The sequence below is a fragment of the Thalassospira lucentensis genome, from assembly GCF_032921865.1.
Classification (GTDB): domain Bacteria; phylum Pseudomonadota; class Alphaproteobacteria; order Rhodospirillales; family Thalassospiraceae; genus Thalassospira; species Thalassospira lucentensis_A.
Genome location: NZ_CP136683.1, coordinates 13,169 through 37,204, shown reverse-complemented (window position 1 = coordinate 37,204; position 24,036 = coordinate 13,169). Strand labels below are relative to the sequence as shown.

4 protein-coding genes are annotated in these 24,036 nt (G+C 54.3%); 2 read left to right on the top strand and 2 right to left on the bottom strand.

Annotation, left to right across the window (positions count from 1 at the left end; translation table 11 throughout):
• The first annotated feature begins 81 nt into the window (after window positions 1–81).
• Complete coding sequence (locus tag R1T41_RS00085) at window positions 82–18,546, top strand: strawberry notch C-terminal domain-containing protein (RefSeq protein WP_317336981.1); 18,465 nt, start codon at window positions 82–84, stop codon at window positions 18,544–18,546.
• Between the two features lie 15 nt (window positions 18,547–18,561).
• Window positions 18,562–20,961: a hypothetical protein gene (locus tag R1T41_RS00080; RefSeq protein WP_317336980.1), complete on the top strand. Its 2,400-nt coding sequence runs from the start codon at window positions 18,562–18,564 to the stop codon at window positions 20,959–20,961.
• A 54-nt stretch (window positions 20,962–21,015) separates the two neighbouring features.
• Here the strand turns inward: R1T41_RS00080 and R1T41_RS00075 are convergent, their stop codons facing one another.
• Together R1T41_RS00075 and R1T41_RS00070 are read right to left on the bottom strand one after the other, a co-directional pair.
• Window positions 21,016–21,321 carry a hypothetical protein gene (locus R1T41_RS00075; RefSeq protein ID WP_317336979.1) on the bottom strand — a complete coding sequence of 102 codons (306 nt, stop codon included), beginning with the start codon at window positions 21,319–21,321 and terminating at the stop codon, window positions 21,016–21,018.
• A 233-nt stretch (window positions 21,322–21,554) separates the two neighbouring features.
• Window positions 21,555–24,035, bottom strand: coding sequence for a type IV secretory system conjugative DNA transfer family protein (locus R1T41_RS00070; RefSeq protein ID WP_317337054.1), 2,481 nt, complete (start codon window positions 24,033–24,035; stop codon window positions 21,555–21,557).
• Window position 24,036: the final 1 nt, after the last annotated feature.

Here is a 24,036-nt window from a genome sequence, read left to right as displayed (position 1 = left end):
CTAGAATTTGTATCCGGCAATCAGATGTTTCGCATGCAGGATCGGATTGCCGTCTGATATCAAAAGACAAAGGCGATCTTGATGGTTTCGGTTGCGGCACGATCTCTGACACATGAAATTCTACCCTGGGAGATGTCCAGTGAGGAATTCCATCAGTATTTGCAACAAGGACGCAAAGACGAAGAGTTGATCGCGAGGCTTGCGCGCAAATATGCCGTGCGTTTAAAGAGCGGAACCTATTATGCCACGGACGCAGGCAACCAGATCATATCCGCTGATCTTGGTTATTATAACGCCCTGCTTGAAAAGCGCGAGGCACGCGCCCGACTGATCGGCCCGAATGTGGACGGCAAACCCTTGCGCGAACGCGCCGTCTTTAAAGCCGTGGAAGATGGTTACCCTATCCCAGAGGCCGTTCTTCAGGATTTCCCGGGCCACAGGGATCGCGTTATCGGTTCAACCTGGCGTTCACCGGATGGCTCGGAATTGTTACCGCACTTCAAGGTGGGGGACACGACTGCCAGATCGAAATCTCACCAGGTTGAACCCGGCTGGAATGTACGCGCTTTTCGCAGGGGCGAATGGATCGATGCCTTAAGCTATACGCGAAATCGGCGGGATGGTCTCGGAAAGCGTGTTCATGCTGATGAATGGCCGTCAAAACCTACGGATCAGCTCGCACTGATCAGAGGCCTCCACCATCCCGATGAAATGGCAGCAGATCGCTATTTTGATGCCATGCGAAAGGCGATCACGGATGTTGCTCCGGTAAATCAGACACCGTTTGATCATCCGGATGACTGGTGGGTTGTGCGTTCTGTGTTTCCGCCAGCCATGATTTCAAGATATGCGCCTCAAACGGCTCAAACCAACAAGCTTTTGCAGGATGGTCAGGCCGTTTTTTCACTTGGCAAGGAAAACTGGGCCAAAACCCGGGAAGAATTCCTGAGCGACATCCGTTTCGTTGAACTGGATCAAACCGAGATTGACGATCTCAAATTGGCCGCAGAGCCCTTCAAACCCTTATACCAGGGCGGGCACAACAAACTGTTCGTCCGGGAACCCGGTAATCGGGACAACTGGTATCTGTTTACACCTCATTACCGTCATCGGGAACGGGATACGATCCTGGAAACGATCGGCGGATCGAAAGACGGTAAGCTCTGGATTTCCGATACCCACTCACTGTCCCCTGAAGTCAGGGACATGTTTCATGCCGGTGAGATCATTCCATCCCGGCTTGATGTCGATATTTCGCTTCGAGATACCCTGATTGCCGTTCACAAAGATCAGCTCTACATGGCTTTGAGACGTGGCATGCCGGTGCCAGCCACTGTTCTGGACGGCTATCCCGAACTCCGAAACTATCGTACCCCGAACCTCACGGGCGATGACCGTCCTGTTCCCGAGTTTCCTGACGAAAATACGGCGATCGTCTTCAGGGACAGTGAATATTTCGAAGAATTCGAAAATGACGTCATTGAGGAGATCCATGAGGGATTACATCAGTCACCCGATGGTGATGAGCTCATGTTCCAGGCACAGAAGAAATGTCTGGAAGCCAATCACAGGGATTTTCTGGCAGATATGGACGATCTGTATGATCTGTCTGAACGCCAGTCCTGGTATGATGAACTGCGCGAAGAAATTCTTCAGGAATTCGATGTTGATGCTGACGAGGCGTTGGCCGAGGAAGCCCGGGTAGAATTTGAAGATCGGGTAAGGGATGTTGCTTATAACCGCCTGATCGATGAGGCCGTGGAACGCAATAATCCCGAAGACGATGTCTGGAGTTTTGAAGGATATACGCCAGATGGCGGATATCGCGAGGAAGAAGTTCATGAGATCTATTACGAGCTGGAATCAGAAAAGGCACATGAACTTGTAGGAAACCTGCTTGATGACACCTATCTGGTTCAATCACATGAACAGGAAGGTGCAGACCCCTACTTCATCATTCGCTGTGAGCCTAATGACGTGCGTGAAGAGGTTGAGTACCGGCTTCACGAAATGAACAGCGATGGCAATATTGGCGCGATCCTCACCATAGATGAGAGCTACGAAGATGCGACCAAATCCGCAAGGACCCATGCAAAACTCGGCTTCATTCCCCGGTCATATCCGGTAAACCGGACCGCTCCCAGGACCGATGAATGGGGCATGGGGCATATTCATGTCGGAGATGGCGAAACCGACAACGAATACAGGCTCGTGCGCGCCCTTGGAAAGGGTGATTTCGCCGTCGTCATGAGTGGCACCCGCGATCGGCCGGGATATCAGGCGGTTCATCTGCAGACAGGTTTGCCGATCGGTCCGGTCTGGCTGGAGCAAAAGCAGTCAATGTCCTTTGTCGACCTGCTCCAGCCAAGATTTGACTGGTCATCTGTCAATTTTGACAATCTTGGCACTGTCAGTCCGGTTGCCGAGAACGCTGCTTCCGAAGCTCGCCGGCAGGTTCGGGAAGCTTCCCGAACCGGACGACGCATGAAGCGCCGTTTGAGCCCGGTTAAACAGGGTCAATCGCCATTTGGCAGAGACAATAACGGCCTGAAGTCAGGTTTTAGCGGAGCCATCGCATTTTCAGTCGGCCTCTTGGAAAATGCTCTGCCCCGGTTCGAGGAGATGCGTGAAACGGATCTGGAGCGTGATCAGATTGATCGGAAATGGTTGATCGACCGGATCCGTGAGACGGCCCATGACGGACCAATTTTCGAGAATTTCATTGATCGTCATTACGAGAATTACATTCCCGAAACCCAGACGCTGGCTCGGATCGCCAGCGCGACCTACGAAGACTGGTCGGAAAGGCCTGATTCAGAACAGCATGACATTCTGGAAGAATTGCGTGCCAGTCCCGTTGTCAAATCCGAGACAATCCTGATTGATCTTGCGCCTGAATGGGAAGAGGCAATACAGGCTGCTTTCGACAAGGAGGTCAACGAATACGATAGCGCCCGGGTGATCCATGACGACGATCATCTTGGGTATCGTCTGGTTTATCATCCAGACCATCCCGATAGTGGCTTTGAAATCTATGCCCCGGGGCCGCTAGGTGATGAAACATTCATCGGGCACGCCCAGGGCGAGGATTTTCCGGAAGCTCTGGAAGAAGCAAAGCATATTGCCGGCCGTTTTGCACTTATGGGGATCAGGGACTTTGATCATCCCAGTCTTTTCGAACCCCTGAACCCGAGCTTCAGAAATGAGGACTGGGTTCCTGCGAGACTCATCCTGTCTCACCAGCTTGAAACATCTCGCCGGACGGTCAAGGGGGTGGCACGGGGCAATTTCGGTCTGGTCTCTACCGATCAGCATCTGGGCGATAAACAGCCCGGTTTTGCTGTTTTGCATCTGCCAACCGGTTTACCCGTAAAGCCATTCTTCCGGACCGACCGTGAAGCCCGGAACTTTGCCGAACTGCTGGATGTTCAGGCGGACTGGGGCGAACTCGACAATGGTGAACTGCTCTCGAAGCAGTTTTCGCGCCTGCAGGATATCGCGCTTAACTCAAGCCTTGCCGTTAAGGATTTTGAGCGATCGATCCGATCTGGGCGAAAACGGCCGACAGAGACGAACCCCGGATTTTCGGGTGCAGTCGCCTTCAAAGTGGTCTCTCCAAAAAGGGTGGCCGAAATCGAGAAAGAAATCATCAGGGAAATCAAAACCAGTGATGATACCAAGCTGTTTCGCGAGAACTGGCGGAATTTCCTTGAATTACTGGCCTGTGAAGCCCAGTCCTATGCCTTTCCGAAGGACAGCCAGCTTTGGACTGAAAATGAAAAGAACTATCTGGCGGTTGTTGACCGATATCGGAAAACCCCAAAGGGCCTGAAAACCGTTCGGGAAAATTTCCCGCGGGCAGCCCGTCTGTTGCTGGAGGGCATGCAGCTTCCCGAGAACGACATTCTTGGTCGCATTCACATGGAATTTGCCGGTGATAAACGCTGGGGGCAATATTTCACCCCCTACTCTGTCGCCAGGCTGAATGCCGCCATGACACTTGGCGATCTGGATCAGGAGAAGCTCGATCAGGCCAATGATGGGAAAGGTTTTATCAGCCTGAGTGATCCGACTTGCGGTGCAGGTGTGATGATGATTGCCGCGGTCGACCATTTCCGTCAGCTCGGGCTTGATCCGGAGACCGGATTACGTGTCCACATGAAGGATCTGGACGCCCGTGCGGTGCATATGGCCTTCATCAACATGGCGTTACGCGGCATCCCTGCCCGGGTTGTCCAGGGCAATGGCCTGTCAGATGAAGAGGCAAAAGTCTGGGTCACACCCGCTTTTATTCGTGAACGCCAGAAAGATATTGCCCAGGACCGCCGGGACATCGGAAGCAATCTTCAGGCGGAATTTCCGTTTGCCGAAGTGTCACTGTCAATCGGCCGGCGTGATTATCGTCGTCTGTCAGAAGATCTTGTCCGTTTGGGTGCTGGCGACCCGACATTCCTGGATCATGATCCGGTATTCTGGAACGACGAGAGAACGCCAGACGGTCGCGAAATCCCAGGTGAAGCCTCACGCCTTTCGGCGGCCAGACAGATGCTGGAGGCAGCCAATGTTGCCTTCATGGAAGCGGAAACGCTGGGGCTTTCAGCACCCCATCCGGACCGCCAGAATTTCCCTGTTCAGCACCTTGGGGATGACTATCATCAGGAACTTGCCGAAAAAATTCATAATTTTCTGGAATCTGAAGACATTCTGCATCCAACCTCGCGAAAACGCGCACAACCACTGTTTGAAGCTGCTGCCGCTTATCAGAATTTGCGAGAATCCTATCTCGAGCGCTTTCCCGAATGGAATGTCTATCAGGACCTGATCACGCCACGATACAAGACTGGTGAAACACCGGTCTTTGGCTCTGAGGATGATTTCAACCAGATCGATGTCCTTCCGGATGCATCGGAGATCAGCCGGTCAGCTGCAGCCCTCGCCGATATCTACTATCACAGGATCCGGGGCGAGTATCTGATTGAGCATGGCGAGCGGTTTGAAATAACCGAAGAGTTTGTTTCCGAGAAAGCAACCCATTGCCGGGCTGAAACAATTGCAAGCCTTTCTTCAAACGGCGACGAAATCAACGAAAGGTCGATTAGCAAACATGCCCGGGAACTGGTCCTTAAACAGTTGCGCGATGATGGCCTTGCAATTGGCGATATTGATGAAGCTGCATTCGATCGGGAATTTGGCGATGACATAGCCGAAGCCACATTTGAAAAATCCCGAAATGTGGCCGAAGAGCAGCTGAAGGAAATCACCCCCCGGGTGATGGCCGACAAGACAGGGCTAGGTTACAGCATCTCGAAATCAAACAAGGATATTGTCTGGCAGGTCCAGTTCAATGACCAGTTCGTGGCCGATGCGGACAGCTGGAACGAAGCCGTGATCATGGCGGAAGCACATGCGCGGGGAGACAATCCGTCCCTGCTCAAGGATCCGTCCCTGCCTTTGAACCTGCCGGGACCTGATGCTGGATTTACCAAACGCCAGAATGTGTTCTTTGCATCCCCTGGCAGTAGAAACGACTTATTCAACGGTATTGGCGGCAAGCTGATTGACGCCCAGCTGCACGGTCAGTTTGCCATTTCCCGCGATCGGGATGGTCGGCCGGGATGGTTCATTTCACATCTTCCCACCGGAATGAGCGTCATGACGTCTGAAGGACGTTTCTCACGGGAAGAAGAAGCGCGAGACTGCGTCATCGAGTTACAGGCGGCTGCCAACTGGGACATTCGGCGCAATCAGATACATGAATGGTCCAAAACGGCCGACCGCGACACACTTCGCAATATTGCTGCCGCGGTCGTGGACAAGCATCTGTCCCGATCATCCCAGGCGGCCGCCATTAGTCGAAAGCAGGCAAAGTCGACTGATCATGGCAAGGTTCATATTGCTGAAGTCGCCTTCAAACTGGCCGAACAGGATTTTACAGATCAACAGGAAAGGCTGCTGATCGATGAATTGTCCACGGCTGTTGATGGTGGGCGGGTGTTCGCCTCTACGTCAGAATTGCGCAAGTTTGCCTCAGACCTGACAAAGGAAACCATCAGGCCGGAAAGCCTGAAGGCAAAACGTGTCGAAGAATTGGCTGAAGTCGCCATGCTTCGCCTGGCAGACAGGCTGACCCATGACTTTCCCGACAGCATGCCTGTTGGCGACCGCATGCAGTCACTGGAAAACCTTCAGAACCGGTTTTCACGTTTTTCCAAACGCACGTCCCATTCCAGCGAGATGCAGGCTTATTCCACCCCTGTTTCCCTGGCATATTTTGCCAACTGGCTGCTGGATGCCAAACCCGGATTGCCCGTTACGGACCCCGCAGCCGGGCACGGCGCACTGTTTCTCGGAACGGCATTCGAGGACCGACGCGGAAATGAACTTGATCCGGAGCGCGCAAGGTATCTGGCGGTCCCGGAAACAGTCAAGAGCACGCGGGATGCAACCAGATCAAGCACCTTGCGTCGCTCGGACCGTAAACGGATCCCCTATCTGATTGCAAATCCGCCATTTGGCGTACTGCCTGGTTTTGACCAGAGCAGAGTGCGCGCGCTCGAAGAGACCGGGGCGCACCCGATCAAGCCGGGTACGAAAGCGGTCCGGACAAATCGCCTGGAAGAAGTCATTGCGTGGAACGCACTGTCCAATCTTGATGATGATGGACGGGCGGTTTTGCTCATGCCGTCTCCACGCAACACCCGTAGCGGCGAGAATCCCTATCTTGCAGCCGGCATGCGCAGCTTCTACTGGAAGCTTTACAATAAATTCAACGTGACAGGGCATGTCACGCTGGATGGCTCTCTTTATCAGCGCCAGGGCGCACAATGGCCCATTGACGTCATCGTCATAGACGGCATTGGCACATCAAAACTTGATCACCCGGGATATATCCGTCCCCCGGTCGTAAAATCCCAGAAACAGCTTCAGGAGATCGCCAATCATGTCTGGAAACAACGCACAGGCAAGCTGGATGGCTCACCTGACTTTCATTCCGCAGCAATCCTTTATTCCCGGCATAATGCCCCTCTTCGGAACGGTTCTGCTGCCAATGATGAACCGCAAGCTGGACCGGGAGACCTATCTCTTCGCACTTCGGGAGAAGCTGGGCGCGATGGAGAGCGCGGTTCCGGGGACCCTCGCCCGGATCACGGTCAGTCTGGAAATCCCCGAATTGCCGATACAGCCGAACGATCTGATCGGACATCCGGATTTCAGGGCGTTCCTGCAGCCGATCACACGGGAACTGCCGGCAGACCCGAAAACGGGGATTCCAGCAGAACAGAAACAACTCGATCTGGATCATCTACTGATGGAGATCAGCGCATGAAACCGGCCGTCAATGACGAGAGCCTGACGCCATACAAGCCAATGTCGGGTGGTAAATCTCAAAATACGCTGATGCCCTCCAATCTTCACAGCGCCTTCGAGAAAGCCAAAAAGGCCTTCATCGAGAAGCATGGAGATATCGATGAATATGTGCAGGGCAAGCTCGGATATACCTCACGCGATGATCTTTATAAGGCCCTTTCGGCAGAACAGATCGATACGGCCGGCATGTCGATTGATCAGTTTGAAAGCGGCGGTTCCTTCATCAATGGCAAGCTGATGGGTATGGGCAAAGGCCGCGATGCTGCTGTCCAGATTGTCTATGCCCATCGTCATGGCCTGATACCGGTTTTCCACACCGAGAAGCCGAACCTCTATCCGGCAATCATGCGCGACCTTGCCGATATCGGTTTTGGCCATCTCCGTCCATTGATCACCAATGACGGTCTGACGGCCAGCAAAGCGCTGCCCTTGCCTGACGGAACGGTACTGAGCACACCGGACAAGGCAAAACATGATGCCGAACTGATCCGGATCCGGGATCAGAAGAGTCTTGGCGACAAATATGACATGGTCTTTACGACCTGGTCACAGACCCAGACCGTCAACGGGCACGATACATTGCGCCGTCAGTTGCTAAGGGCTCTTGCCCCCAAAGCTTATCTGGTCCGCGATGAAACGCATAATGCCGGCGGAAATGACGAGCTGTACAAAGATTTGAAGGCTCCGGAAAACCGTGCCGAGTTTGCGCGCAGTCTCGGCTTTGATGCCAAGGGTGTCTATGACAGTTCCGGTACCTATGCCAAACGTCCTTCCGTCATGGATCTGTTCAGCCGCACGGACCTGCGACTGGCTGTGAAAAATCCCACTGATATCGGCGAAGTCATTTCCAAACATGGCATTCCCATGCAGCAGATGGTTGCAACCATGCTGGCAGAGAGCGGGCAATATATGCGCCTCGAACGCTCGATGGATGGCACAAAGTATGATTTCATCCCTGTCGATATCGATGAAAAACGCTTTGATCAGTTTGCCGGCGTGATCGAGGCCATTGCAGAGTTCGATCAGGCGAAGAATGGCAGACTGAAAGGATCGCTTGGCCGAAACCTCCTTAAGGAAGGTAAGGCAGCTCTGCCGGACGGCGCCATTGGTGAAGTTGGTGTTAATTCAACCAATTTCACGAGCCTTCTTCACAATGTAACCGATCAGGCTCTATTGGCCATGACAGCCGATCATGTTGCCGGTGAGGCCATCGAAGCCCTAAAGCATGGTGAAAAACCTTTCATCACACTGGCCAATACGATGGGGTCGTTCCTTTCGGAATATGCCAGTGTTAATGAATTGCAGGCTGGCGATGCGATCTCTGCGAGTTATGGCGATCTGCTCAAGCGCTATGTCGCAAGATCACGCGATGTGACTTTGGGCACGCCATTTGGCGAGAAAATCCGTCGCCCCCTGACCGATGCGGAACTCGGGAGCGACCTTACCACGAAATATGCCGAGATCATCAAGCGTATTGATGCGATCGACTGGTCCGGAATGCCGGTCAGTCCGATTGACTATGTCAAGAACCGGATCGAGAAAGCCGGTTACACATTCGGTGAATTTACCGGTCGGATGGACGGGATCGACTATTCCGGTGAAATCCCGCGTTATTATCGCCGGACGGCACAGGAGCGCAGCAAGGCGGCTGCCGTTCTGACAGAACAGGGATTCAATGATGGATCCATTGATGCAGCTCTTGCCAATGTCAGTGCCGCCAGTGGCATGAGTTTGCATGCCAGCGAGAAATTCGCCGATCAGCGTCCTCGCGTGGACCTGACCTGGCAGGCTGATCGGGATGTTACGACACATGTTCAGCTCAAATGGCGCACAAACAGGGAAGGTCAGGTCGTTCCTCCACGATATGGTCATTTCGTGCCAAATATCCCGGCAGCCGAACGTCCAGCTGCCGTGCTTGAAGCCAAACTCCAGTCTCTGAATGCCAATACAACAGCCCGCAAAAACGGCCTGTTGAAGAGTGGCGGTGTGAATATCCTCAATCCTTTGGGAGATCGCGCCGCGGCAACAGTGATGGAAAATAATCCCTCCATTCATTATCGCTTCGGTTTGCCACTCAAGCCGGCTGCAGGGGGACGTGGCCTTGATCCTGAAGGCGCTGCGCGGAAAATCACCGGTCGCCTTGTCATGCTGCCCGTTAAGGAACAGCGCAAATTATATGAGGAACTGGAACGTGAATATCGGACCGAATATGCACGCGCAGAAGCCTTTGGAACGCTCAAGGAAGAAGCCAGGGTTCTTGATCTTGATGCGCGTCTGATCGCAAGGGCCAAACTGGATCGATCCATCAAGTCGAGCTCGCCGTTCGGTGGCCCCATATTCATCAACAAAATGGATGTTGCCAATCTTGACCGGCCATTCCCCTGGACTCGCATTCAGGCGATGCTGAACGACCGTCTGGGGATGCCGGAAAAAACATCATTCGCCGACTTGCAAAAGCACGGTCGGGATCATGCTGGCGCGCTCCGCGAAAGAATGATCGAGCGGTTTGAAAAATACAAATCTTCTGCCATTGAGCGCGCATCCGCAAAACGCAAGGAACAGGTGGCTGCCCGCCTCGATGGAGATCGGGAGCGTTTTGAAAAACTGGTTAGCCAGTTCCCGGTTGGGCGAACCGTTGCCCTGAAAACACCTGACGGCCGGCTCATCTACGGCGTTGTCTCCGGTTTGTCAAAGCGAGGATCCTCGAACAATCCGGTGGCCTCTGCGGCATGGTCCGTCCAGCTCTATCTGGCTGACGGATCCAAATCGATCGACTTGCGTTTAAATGAGGTCGCCCTGCCCGGAGAGAAATCACTCAAAGGACTTTATGAGCTGGCCAAAGCCGATCAGGCCTCCGTGATGCTCAATGGCGAACTGAAATCAATGCCGGTGTCACAGGCCTTTGACAATCTGTCGGCCGACGAGCGCGAGGAGCGTCTGATCGCTACCGGAAACATTCTCGCTGCAGCAGACCGGTTTGATGAGGGTCAGGCCATCTATTTCCGGAATACCGAAGGGGAGATCGAGGCGGGTCTGATCCTGCCGCGTGGGGCGAGTATCGAAAACACGCTGGCGACATCGCCCGTTTTGCTGGAAAAACAGGACCATCAGATCAGGTTCCTGAAAGATGGCAATACTGTTTTCAGTGCTGATAACAATCTGTCGATCAAGGTCATGCCAAAGGATAAGGGGTCGAAGCTGGCTCTGAGCGCGTCCCGCGGGCGCAGCACTGGCGGTCGCTATTGGCTGGATCGCGAGATCCGCAACCTGACCGGTGATTTTGTCTCCAGTGGCAGCTCGATGGTGGCCTATCTTCCGATAGAAAAATCCAGAGATATCCTCGACATCATCGAAAAGAAGGGCATTAAACTGTTTGCCCGCGATGATCTTGATAATGCGCGGAAGCTGACCGGTACCGAACTTCCGGAAATGGTTGATGTAAAAACGACCGTCAAACCAGATAATGCAAAACCGGCCACTCGACCGTCAGTGGAACAATCGGGTTTCGTGATGCCCTGGGATTTGCGCGGACAGGAGCAGAAGCCCTTTGCCCGTTCCCTCCAGTTTTCGCTGGGGCGTCCGGTGGCTCTGCGGGAAACGGAAAACGGCTTTGAACCTGTACAGCATAACGGAGCCCCTGGACCACAGCAGGACGGAAGCAGAATTCACAGAATTATGGGGGTGCCCGATTACGTATCGCCGGATAATCTGATCGCTCATCTTCATCTTGAGGACCATTCCGGACGGCATGTTCACCAGTTTAACAGGGTATATTTCTCCGTTGGAAATTCGGGCAGTAACGGCCTGACGGTTTTCTCTGAAGATCAGATCAATGACTTTCCCCCTCATCACCAGTATGACATCTGGGCCATGCGCCGTGGGGCTCCACCTGCGCAATGGGTTGTTCAGGATGTCCCGCTGCTGTCACCTGAAGGGCCTGTGCGCTATCCAGGCTTTACATCCCCGGATGCGCCGGGGCTTGCCGTTGTCCCCTTCCCGCGTCCGGGGCTTCGACCCGGCAGCTTTGATCCCGAAGCCTTGCGCTTCGTTGTCATCCACCGGGAAAGCGGACAGGCGTTACTGCCTGGTAACCGCTTCATGTATACCGCAGAAGGGGCTGCGGAAGCTGCCCGCAATATGGCCGCAGGTTATGATTTCACCAAGCTGACCGATCCTGAGGCAATGCCATATGACCAGCGTGCCAGGATCAACTCGATCCTTCAGACCGGGTACGAAAAGGCGCGTGAAACCGATCTGGATCACTGGCTTTCGTACAATCTTGCGGCCGGTGTCTCGGATGCCTTCCAGAATGCCGAAATTCTCTGGATGCCCGTTCTTGATGCGACAGCACCTGATCTCGACGACGCCGTCTCCGGAAACCAGGCGATGGGGGTTTTCTATCTCTATCCGGATCGGGATACGGCGCTTGATGCGGGTCTGGAAGATGCCATTCCGGTGCGCGTTCTGCCGGGAAAAGTTGCCGACCTCACGGTTAACCCATGGCCAGAAGAGATCCGGTCAATCACGCGGGAATTTTTTGAGAATAACCGCGATGCTCTGGAACTTGGCCTATCGACGACTTTGTATGAAGAGGTTGATCAGTATCAGGAATATGAAGATCGCGTAGATGACGGCGAAGATCCTGACACTGTCATGGAGGAAATTGTCGAAAGAGAATTGAAAGAATTCACTTACGACGCATTTGAAGACTACATTCGCCGGCAGGATTATCGCGCTGCCGGACAATATGATGGTGATCTGAAAGATGCCATCATGGGCTGGCTGGCAGACGCCGGGTTTGATTCTGCGCGTATGTGGAATCCTTTTGAATATGATCAGAAGGAACTGTCGGCATTTCGTGTTCGAAATGTCGAACCTGCCTGGGATCAGCTCGAAGCGACCATTGCGATCGCACGCGAAGAACGGGCCGAAGAGCTCTCCCGCAAGCACGCCTGGTCGGCCGACCGCGGAGAAGATGAAGTTCAGAGACTGAAAAACTGGAAAGCCGAGGAGCTGGAAAGTTTTGATTCCGCACAGCTGCAGGAACACGGGTTCGATGTGAACGAAGTGCATTGGCTGGCCGTTCCGAACAGGGAATTTCCGGAACTCGACCGGGCCTGGGAAGGCCAGAAACCGGAGCTCTTCACCCGCAGGACCGATGCAGAGGCGTCGGGGCGTTTCCCTGAGGCTGTTCCGGTCTACCTGCGCCGTGGAGCCGGGGTCGATCTGACAGGGGAAAATGAAAAGTCCCTTGAATTCATCCGGCAGCTTGAAGCCGTTCCGGGAATAGATCACCAGGCACTGTCAAAGTTACCAGGCGGTGACGCCTCACAACTCATCGATTATATCGACCAGCTGGCGGAAATCCGCAATCTTGACTGGATCCAGTTCAACCAGGACAATGTTGTCAGAACACGGTTGGTGGATACCTCCGATGTGCGGGTTGCATGGGATGCCATTCAACGCAAAAGCCTGCATCGTCGTACCAGCGATGTCTATGTCGGGCCTGCTCTTGCGGCCGCGGCAGAAGCTGCCGCTCTCGAAGCACCAAGACTGCTGCTCACCGGTCCGAATGGAGAACAGCAGTCTGAACTGGATGCCAAAATGACGTCCATTTTCCTTCAGGCCGAAGAAGTTCGGACACTGGTCGGAAAAGGAGCCATTGTGCTGTTCGTCGATCGCGATCGGTTACGGTTGTTTGACCGTGATGCCCGACTTGCCCATGCACATGATCCGGCTTTGCCGCTTGTCGAAATCAACGATATGGCCGAGATCGAGATGCCGACGGCGGATGCCCGTTTGCTGGCCGAAAATCTGGCCAAGGCATATGAAGTCGCCATTGCCAGTCTCGATGACGATGGGAAAATCAAACTCGAACAGTTCGCCGGATCAAGCCATCTTACCGAAACCTTCGAGATAACGGATGCATCAGACAGTTCAAAACTGAGCGAACGCCAAAAGCTTCGCGCCGAACGAAAGCAGACAGCCTGGGCCGATAAACCGGTTCACGATCGCTATGAAGATCTTCTGATCGCTGCGAGGTCTCGCGAGGTTCCGGCCCTTCATGAAGGGGATCGTTACTGCCTTGCCGGGCGAATTGCCCGGGATATGGCCGACAAGTCAGAAATCCTGCGGGGCAGACTTGATGCGAATGACGTGACCTGGTTTGAGGAAAGCGAGATTGGCCAGATCACCTCTTTGTTGGCATCAGAAGGTAAACGTCTGATGCTGGCAGACGGAATGACCCGTGGCCAATGGCGGCAGGCCAGAATTTCCGACACACAGGAAACAGTGGCGGTTGAGGAAATTCTTGCGGCTAATGCCATTGAACAACATGCCGAGATGTCTCAGCGTCATCCGGATCGCATCGTGTTTGTCAGGGATGGCGAAAGCTGGCTGACCTTTGACCAGCATGTTGAGCAAATCGCAATAAAGGATCCCCTGCTCACTTCCAAGTTCGAGCAGCTGGGCGATCATAAGGCCATAAGGCTGTCAGATACCGAAGCGGAATATCAGGCCCGACAGATGAGCCTTCGGGGGCTCTCGGTTGCCCTGATTGAGGTGGCGGAGGATGGCCGGGCCAATGTTCGCAACTTCGCTCCGGATACGGAAATCACACGTGTAGAAGACACGGCACAATCCATCACGGGACAAAAGCGCGAAGAAGCCGTAAAAAGGCAAACTGCAGCCAGCAGCCGTATTGAAGCGGAAACGCTACAGGCACAGGAAGGCCGCAATGCCGATCTTGCCTCGGTCTGGGACAGTGCAAAGTCTCAGAACCCGGCGTCGGTGGTGATGATCAATACACCTGATGGCCATGTTCTATTTGATGGGGATGCCAGACTGGCCGCTCGCTTCTTCCAGCCAGCCCAAAGCAGATTGACAATGGTTCGGGATGGACAGGAACGGCAACGCGTCACAACAACAATTGCTCCAGCGGTTGTCGACCGCGCGCTTGAAACCTTGCGCAACCAGTCTGCCGACATTGTTGTCCTGTCGCCGGATGGTGATGAATGGCAGGCTGCCTCTCATGCGGCAACCAGGGTCGGGACAGAATATGAACCCCTGGAAGAAGCCGTTCTCAAACGCCGTAATTTTGAGACGGGTACGACCTGGTATGTTCCCGCGGATCGGGCGGGGAATCCCTCAGGCCATCCCCTGCTTGACGGGATTTCTGTCTATTCGGATGAAATGGCTGCTTCTGTTGAAACCGGCACGGCAATTCCGGTTCATATCCGCACCGGTAATCTTGCGAAACTGACAGCAGCCGAGCTTGCGGGATACAGCTGGACGTCGCGTCTGAAGGAAATCAATGACCGTTTGAGCGCGCAATACGGGTTCAGCGGTGTTGAGGAACTCAAATCAATCCTTCTGGATGGCAATCCGGACAGATGGTGGTCGGAAAAAATGACGGAGCTTGGGATCGCCGGTGACCCTCGCGACCTGCATCGATCGATCATCAGTGAGATGCGCCGTTATGGTCATGACGGCATGATCATGCTTGACCAGAACGGCTATGAAATGCGGGTGATTTTTGATCAGCAGGCGATCTACCCAAAAAGAATGATTGCATCCGCCAGAGTCGATAATCGCAATACATCGGTAGCCTCGGCCGTTGCAGCTGCACCGGGTTTCGGCATGCGTCCCGGCAATGCCCATCCAGCAGCGTCTCCGGATTTTGTCCCCAATCGCGGACCTGCCCGCTTTACGGTGACGGCAGCCCCGGAAACCCGTCAGGATGTCAAAGCCCTCCTTGACGATCTGGCCGCCCATCTGAACAGCAGCAAGGAGCTGTCAGCGACGGACAGAAAGCGTATCATGCGGGAGAACGGGCTGCTTAACCGTCCGCTGGATGGCCGTATTTCACGCTATACCGAAGACGTCATCGCCCTGAATTTCGGCTATGCTCTTTACCCGGCTTCGAATGGAAACTGGGTTTACGCCTCGATCCGGGATTTTGTTGCCGCAACGGGTCCTGGCGGAAGCCTCTATGGTCGCTGGGCGCCGGAACTGGCAGATCAAATAGCAGATTATGCCGGGATCTATCTGGATCATCTTGATGCCAATTTCGAACATGACCTTGCCCGGCTCAAGGACGAGATTGCTGATCTGGCGGAACAGGTTAATCCGTCTGTGGAAACAAATTTTGTAGACCGTCTGTTCGCGGATGGTCGAATTGATGGTGAAACGGACCGTCAGCCTGTCCTTGGATTGTATTTCGCCGAAACGGATTCCATGACAATTTCGACCGATCTGTCGCGCGGCAATCCGAAATTGACCGGCGGTCATGAACTTTACCATTCGATTGTCCCTCTCCTCGAACCTCAGGAGCGCAGGGCGATTGCGAGGAGCTTCGGGACCGAGGAACGGGCAGCGGAAGCTTTTGCCAAATGGCTTGCCGGCGAACCGGATGCACCTGGTCTTGGCAAACTGACCAATTTTGTGGCGCGCATGAACAGCCTGCTTTCTGGACGTGGTTTCCAGACCTGGCAGGATGCATTCGAAAAGGCGAAATCGGGAAAGGTTGCCGCGCGCGCAAAAGTTCTGGATGTGTCATCAAACCTTGCCCTGCCCGAGGCTGTCGCTCTGGTGGAAGCTGCCGGCCTGGAAGCGCTTGCAGCGACAGTTCGTCAATATGGCCGACGGCTGGAGTCCAAAGCAGTTCCGGCGGAAATGGTCTATCGCCTGCTGAAACTTCATCTGGATGATGCGCAGATCGTCCAGGCTGCCCGGGCAGCCGGATATCATCGGGTCGAGGATGCTGCAAACGTATCGACGATCCCGGCAACACGAAGCCAGCGGATATCCGAAGACCTGGAGCTTCATCGCAAACTGACACCGGTCGATGTCGGGACGAACGACGCATCTCTGGTTCGCCAGCCATGGCAGATGTCCTCGCCAAAGCCCAGAACATCTGTTGTCAATACGGCTGCCGGACCGGCTATTGCAAGGGGCAGACAGTCACCACATGTCATTCGATATTCAATCGGACATGGTGCTGAAATGAATATTGCAACTGGCCCAAATGAGGGTTGGTCATCAAAAGAAAATACTTTACGTTCTTCTTTTGATGTCGCAGAATATTTGCACCGGGAAGATACAGGTGATATTGCTAACACAGGTAGACAAACAATGTCGGTACCAGAGCCCGTTTTCCCGCTTCCTGCAAGGAATGATGATCAGCCTATGGCCCGCGGAAATTTCGACAGCATCCCCCAGAAGGCATTTGCCCTTTATATTCGCCGGGATGATATCAATCAGCTAAAGGCCGAAGGTCGTTGGCCCGTAAAGCAGCCTATTCTTTACGACAATACCAACCGGGTTTTCTATATTTCCAAAGAACATCCCGAATTCGATGATCTGTATGACCGTTTTGGCCACGATCAGGCGCGAACCGAATGGCTCAAGGATCTGCGCTCGCGCGACCAGATGTTTCTTGAACATGCCAATCGCTCGGTTGATATGCAGGATCGCATCTATCTGCACCTGCCTCTCGATGAGGTTCGACTGGCCCGGCGGACCGGGGCAGTCTACGATTCCTCGCTCAATCAGTATTATGTTGCGAAGAATCATTCGAACGCGACGATGCTTGCGCGCAAGTTTGGTCCCGAGAACGCTGACAACCTGGCCCGGGTCCGGAAGGAACGCTCGGATCTGAGTTCAAAGTCTCTGTCACGGATCAGTGCGTCACATTCGACTGCAGATCAGATGGCACGTTTCAGTCTCGGACGGGATACTGCCGAGGAAGTCGGCGGCAGCCTTGCCGGTGATCTCGGACGTTCGGCAGCCCTTGGCGGGGCGATTGCAGGCAGTGTCGAACTTGCCAATCAGGCAGGTGCTAAAGACTATCTTCCCGATCCGCAGACCATTGAAGGTGTCTTCCAGCGTTTTGGTCCCGGGGACTGGCGTGAGCTTACCGATTATTCATTGAGCGGTAACGGGTCACTCTGGGACCGGATTTCGGAAGAAACACGCCAGGAAATCACCGCATTTCTGGAGCTTCAGGAAACCGGCATTCAGAATGTTCGCGATGTGTTTAACGCATCTGTCGGCTATGCCCGCGAACTCGGACAGGGAACTGTCGATACTGCAGCACTTCTGGCTGAACCTGAAACCTGGGCATCGATGCTGCATGCAGCAAAGCAGTTCAGCACATCTGTCGGCAATGACATAAGCAATGCGCTTGCAGGTACCACATTCAATGCCGGCCCGGCCGGGGCCACCCCGGACAGCTTTGTTCTTGATGAAGCTTTCATGCGACTGTCAAGTGAGGCAGGCCCGGGAATACAGCCAACCATTCTTGAGCATGCCAGGACGGCCTTCTCCGCGCTGGGTGATAAAGCGCGTGAGCTGGCAGAACCTCTGTCGGATGCCATTGGTGCCAAAGCGACAGTCGCGCTCGCAGCCCTCGGTGGGGTTGGCGGTCTGACGGCCGTCGCCAACGTTGCTGTGGCCGGTGGCGGGGCGGCAGCTCTTTATGCGACAGGCAATTATCTCTCCCGTCGTCGCGAACGGCTGTCAAACTGGACCAGTATTGCCAAAACGGCACCCTGGATGCTTTCTGCGAAGGAATTCGGGCAAATTGCAAAGCGGCTCTACAAAATCGAGACCCTGAAAACCGGCGATGGTGTCCAGAAGTCCCTTCTTGACAGAAGCAGTGGCGAGATCATCCTCGCCGAACGAATGAAATCAGGCGAAAAACTCTCTTCGCGTCGTCTGGTTGAAGCCGCTCACACCGCCCTGGTAGAAGGGGCTCTTCAATCCGGATTCCCTGTCCCGGCTCATGTTCAGAAATCGGTGGAAGAGACGCGCAAGCGTCATCTTGAAGCCGGCTATATCAAGCCGCGGATTTCTTCGACAATCGTTGATGCGGCAAGTGCAAGAGCACAAGCCTGGAGCAAGTCCGTACCGGTACTCTATGCCCAGGATGATACGCCGGCATCCTTCAAGATCTATAGCGAACAGCTTCGTAAGGGCTTTTCGCCCGAGCAGCAGTTTGGCGCATTGCTCCGGACGCGCCAGCGTCTGGGTGAAGAAACCGATCCTGTCCGTCGGGAACAGCTTAATCACGGAAACAGGCTGCTGGGGCAGTTCATGATTGAACAAAAGGATCTGGCTGTCAGCAGAAGCCAGAAACCATCGCCATCCCAGCAGTTTACCCGGGGTCGCAGCTTCTGATAGGGAGAGTTCCCAATGACAACAGTTCAACAGTTGCAGGACGGGCACAAGGATGCCCGTCTGCGCCTGAGTGATGCGCTCGATCATTACTCTGCGGTCCGCTCATCACTGATGGCCCAGATGGTCAATTCCGGAAGACCCGAAAAGGATGCAGACCAGCTGCTGGATGCCTTTGAAAGCCTGTGGGTCCCGACATTTTCCACCGGATCAAGCCGTGCCGTCCCGAATGCGATGGCGCGACGGGAATATGATTCGGCGCTGCGTGCGGCAGTCGGACCGGAAAATTTTGACAGGTTTACCGGCGCGCTTCTCGACTATCGACGTTCGCAGCAAACCGCAGCTGACATCAATGAGCGGCTCTACAAGGCCGGGGGCGTTGAACTCTATGAAAGTTCCGAAGCGGAAGCCGCAACCCTGACAGATATGCGCAAGGATATCGTTCGTACCGTTCGACAGATGAACCCTACAGCCGATATCAGGGTCTTCCTGCAGGGCATGGAACGATCTGGGCCCGGCATTGAGCTTGACCCGGTCCGCAAGACCATGGCCATTGCACTTGATGCGGGCAATTTTGATCCGGACGATGCGGTTAATCAGTCGGTCTTTGTCAGTCTTACCCATGTTCTGACACAGAAAGAGCGCCAGATCCTCGATGAGGCTTTCAGCACATTCGATCAGGTGTCACTTGATAATGGCAAGACATGGAGAAAGCTTGATCCCGGCGAGAAGATCGAACCGATCGATGGCGATCCCTCTTCCGGAATGATGCGTCTGAGCGATGCCAGTGGCAACAATATTGGCATTGTCTCTCATCGACGTGTCCAGCTTGAAACAGAGCAGACAGCCCAGCGTGCCGCCCAGGCTTTTGTCCGCTATCGCAAGGGGGCGTCAAAACCGCCTCAATTGATCGAGCGAGCCCTTCAGCCATTCACCAGTTTCTTTGAACGTGTGGGAAATCTCGCGCGCGGCAGAGGTTTCCAGAATGTCGAGGACATCTATCGCAAGATCGAACAGGGCAAACTTGGTGGCCGGGCGGAATTGCAGGCAAAGTTGCCGGGTGTTCGAATGCCGCTGCCTGGTGACAACAGGGATCTTTATGACCGGGCCAGAAATTCGATCGGAAAAATGACCGGATTTGAACTGGCCGCCTCGATCCGCGAGCAGCAGGTTCAGTTGCGCGAAAAGCGCAAGGAAATGAAATCCTTTCGTCGACAGCTTTTTGCCTATTCCTCGCTGGCCCGTGGTCTGGCAAAAACCCGTGATTATCTCTCGACCAAGGGTCAGGATGCCCTGACGGCCGACATGCGCGAGATGAATGAGCTGCAACGCGGTCTTGCGGCGCTCAAGGCAGAACAACGGCGTCGCTCCGGGGAAACGGTCGCCAACGGACTGGGTGTCCCGCCGCAACCGCCCGGTCAACGCTATTCCGATGTCGTTGCCGAAGCCCTGTCCCGTGAAATCTCGGGGCAATCGGAAACGATCCGGATTGATGGCCGTTATGCCCAGTATGAAGTCGAAGCCGGGCGTGAGGGCCAGGAATGGCCGATCAATGTCGGGTTGAAACCCCATACCGGCGAGGATGCGGTTCAGATCGGTATGGCTGCGACGACGGGCGGGGCCGCGGCTCTGATCAATGCATTTGAACAGATCGGAACCGGTGCTGTTTCGACAGAAGCTAACAATCTCGCGGTAATGGCCTCACGCGCCGGAACAGACGGGAATGCCGATATCCGGACAATTCTTCAATCCGGCCTGGTTGAACCGGGACTGAATGAAGCCATCAGCCGCAAGGATGTCATGGCATTTGTCTATCCGCTTAAAACCGGGGATGTCATTTTCCAGACGGATGATGGACGCTGGCTTGCCGCCCGGTCGGAAAATTTCCTCAAACTCGTAAGTCAGGTCCCCGATCCGCATCTCTCGGCTGCCGGAGAAGTCATTCGCGACAATGTTGTCCGGTTGCAGAAGGCCGCCTCCGGACCAAGAACCCGTGATCTTGATACCGGTGAAGGGACAAAAAGCACTGTCGCATCAGACATGGCCCCTCTGAACCGGCAGGACAATGGACCCCTTCAGCCTGATCCGGCCGGGCCGGCACAGGCGATGGCCGCCTCGATCGGTGCCAAAGTCCATTCAATCGGTGAAAATCGCGAAGAAGTGGCAAAGCTGAAGGACGTTTTGTCCGGATATAGCGATGAGCAGCTCAAGGCGAGCCTGGAGCTAACCCGGGAGGCACGCCAGAAGATCCAGCCCGATGCGCCTAAAATGGACCTGCAGGAAAAGCGCAATCTGGGGCGGGCTGAAAATGCGATGCTCGAAGTGATGCGTTCAAGGGGAATGGATACCAAACCGTTTGAAGGACCGGTAATCCGGACAGGTTCCCGAAGTCAGGGATCGCAAGGACCCAAAATGTAAACGAAAAAACGGCCCCTGATGGGGCCGTTTCTTTTGTTCTGGCTCGACGGTGTTTTACTCTGGTGAGAGAGCAGGTTTCACACCGGACGTATCACAGGTGATGTCAGAATCGATATAGCCGGTATCGATTTCAAGATTGGTAGCGTCGTTATCGACACTGTATGTCAGTTCAATATCGCCAACTTCATCGACATATCCGGTAATCTTGCCTTCCGTATAGCCTTCATACTGGTCCAGCACCTCCAGTTGGAGATCGGAAACCGGCACTTCAATTGTGCGCTCGGGCGTAATGACCTTGTCATTTTCATCAAGTTCTTCCGGCAGGGTGAAACTTAGAGGCCCGTTCAATTCGACAGTCATCAGCAAGCTCCTTTGTTTGAGGCGTTCATTCGCCTGTCCTGATAGAGACGGCCAGGAAGCCTGAATGTGCCTAATTTTTTTTCGGGTGCCCGTTTTCGGTTCGTCATCAGTTCCCCTTCCTGCCAAGTTTAACCGATCACTCTTTCATGATCGATTGCATATTGCGGTCGCCAGGCAAAAAAATGCCCCGACACCAGATCGGGGCATTAACAAGATTGGTTGAAAGGACGTGATTATGCGGCTTTCTGAAGGGACTGGATCGTTCGGCCCTCTCCCCCCGTGGAGGCGCGCAGATGTTCCAGAGCCCCGCAAAAACCCTGTCCGTTAAACGGTTCATTGTCATCTGGGATGGGAGCCGCAATGCGAGATCGCTGTAACAGTTTCTTGTCCTTGAAGTAGAACGGCGTGTCACAGACGATTGGCCGGTTATATCGCCGATATGCCATCACGATCTGCTGGCCTTCGCGCCAGGTATTGTCGGTGTCCGATGACATCAGGTCGGAAGGAGAAAATACCGGTTTTGGTTTCAGCGACCGGCTTTCATTGACATCATTGGATTTGACCTGTGCCTCCTTGTCGGCAAAGCTTTCAAGCAGGCCGAAAAGCATCTCGCCGATCATACCGAACGGACGTATCCGGTGCGAACTTTCGCTTTGCTCGAAAACCGTTTCATTGCCGATCATTTCAGAAATTTCCTTTGCCGTCGAACCATCGGACAAAGGCAGAATGATCTTCCATTCAGTGGTATCAAGCAGTGCTTTCAGGCCATCTGCCCCGTAGGTTTCACGGATCTGCCCATAAGACTGCGCAATCAGCAGGTTCCCCACTTTCTGACCGCGGCCGACAGCCGGGCTGGAAAGAAGCGTTGCCATTTTCGGCAACTGCGCGAATTCGTCGAGCAGAAAGAGAACCTTGCGGGCCGACTTCACAGATTGCGCATCCTGGGAGATCAGACGGGCCTGCATGGCTTCGGTCAGCATGACAAGGATGGGGGCCATCGGTTTGATATCTTCCAGGGAAACCGTGATATAAAGCGTTACCGGATACTCCTTGCCGTCCTTGCCCTTCATGCCGCGCATGTCATCAAGACGGAAATCGGATGTCGAGGTCCGTTCCCGCACGGTCTGCAGTTTGAAGATCGCCAGACCGTTATCGAGGGTGGAGAAGATGGATCCGCGTTCGTCCTGAGGCGTGTTTTTAAGCGATATCAGTTCCTGGCGGACACGGTCCGGATATCCGTTCTCGTTGCAGCGGTCGATCATTGACTGCAAAGCCCCGTCCAGAGCATTGCTTTCCTGCTGCTTGTCACCTGAATGCGAACCGCCATGCTGCTCAACAGCGTTTGACCACAAATCGATCAGACGGCCGAAATTGGGCTCCATCCCCTGCTCTTCACAATATGCAATGGTATAGCCCATCAGTGCAAAGCCGGCAGATCGGGCACGGTCGATAAAGTGTTTGCTGTTTCCCCCGCCACCTCCTGGCGGTTCAGGAACCAGACCAAAGGACAATTTCTGGATATAGCTCTCCCGGCTGGCCTGCATGATCGCGATTTCCCGGGTAATCGGCGCAACCTCGTTGCGCATGATGTCGCGGATCGGCGCGGAGGTGTTTGCGATTGGGGAAAGTGACCCGGGCTCGTTCTCAAGCCATAGGCCCCAATCGTTATTATGGCTGATTTCCTGAAGAAGACGGACACGTGCATCCAGCGCATAGCGTCCGTAAATCTTGCCAAGAGCCTTGTCGAGCTCCTGCAGGGCCGATTTCAGTCGACCGCCATCCGGGAGGCTATGGGTTGGGGAAAGCGGATTCCACCGAGCCCCGTTCCGCCCCCTGGGTTCAAACCTGAGAACCGCGGAACATCCGGAACGATAACCTGCGGTATCGCGATACAGTTCCCCCTTGATGTCAAAAATGAAAAATGACCAGTCGCGCATGTGCTCATTCAGGATTGTGGGGATGGCGATGCCTGATGTTTTCCCCGAGCCCGGCGCGGCAAGCACGAGCGCTGTCAGTGTCGTGTTCGATTGCAGGTATCGTTTGTTGAATTTGCCAAGAACGATACCTCCTTTATCGAGAAGGTTGGTTGCCATGGTGTTTTTCGGGCTGAAATAGCTGTCACGCCAGCATTTCCAGCGTTTGAGGTCCTTCATGGTGGCAATACGTGAATTGCCATGAAGGGTTCGCAGCGCGTCATGGGGGTTCTGTTTTCGGATCATGATGGTTGCCAACAGGCAGGTTCCGACGATCCATAGCATGACCTTTGGTGCCGGTGTCCAGGATGACCACGCATTTCTGAACCATTGCTCATAGAACATGATGACCCTTAGCGGGTCATAGGCCATCATCCGGAACCATTTTCCCGTATCATTCAGCCATTGATTGGCAAGTCCCCGCATGGCCATCATCCAGAAGGCTATGCCGCTTGCCACGGACAGGGAGACAAGAAGCAGGCAGATGAACCAGGCAACAGGCGCAACCTTCATGTTGTAAACACTGCTTTTTCTCGCGACAAAGACCCCAAGAAGAAGCGAAATGAGGCTTGTGATACCGGTCGCCAGCATCACCATGCCTTCCTGTCCCCGGGAGACGAGGGCATCGATCGGCCATGCAAGGAGAACGGATGCGATCAGGCCGAAAAATGTCAGGTGCCCTGCTTTCCGGTTCCAGCTGTGATACCTGTCAAGAGCTTCGGTTTTCCTGTTCTGTTTCATG

Bases quoted from the DNA above. Each gene is read 5' to 3' on its own strand.
- R1T41_RS00085 (WP_317336981.1), top strand. From the start codon at position 82: ATGGTTTCGGTTGCGGCACGATCTCTGACACATGAAATTCTACCCTGG.
- R1T41_RS00080 (WP_317336980.1), top strand. From the start codon at position 18,562: ATGACAACAGTTCAACAGTTGCAGGACGGGCACAAGGATGCCCGTCTG.
- R1T41_RS00075 (WP_317336979.1), bottom strand. From the start codon at position 21,321: ATGACTGTCGAATTGAACGGGCCTCTAAGTTTCACCCTGCCGGAAGAA.
- R1T41_RS00070 (WP_317337054.1), bottom strand. From the start codon at position 24,035: ATGAAACAGAACAGGAAAACCGAAGCTCTTGACAGGTATCACAGCTGG.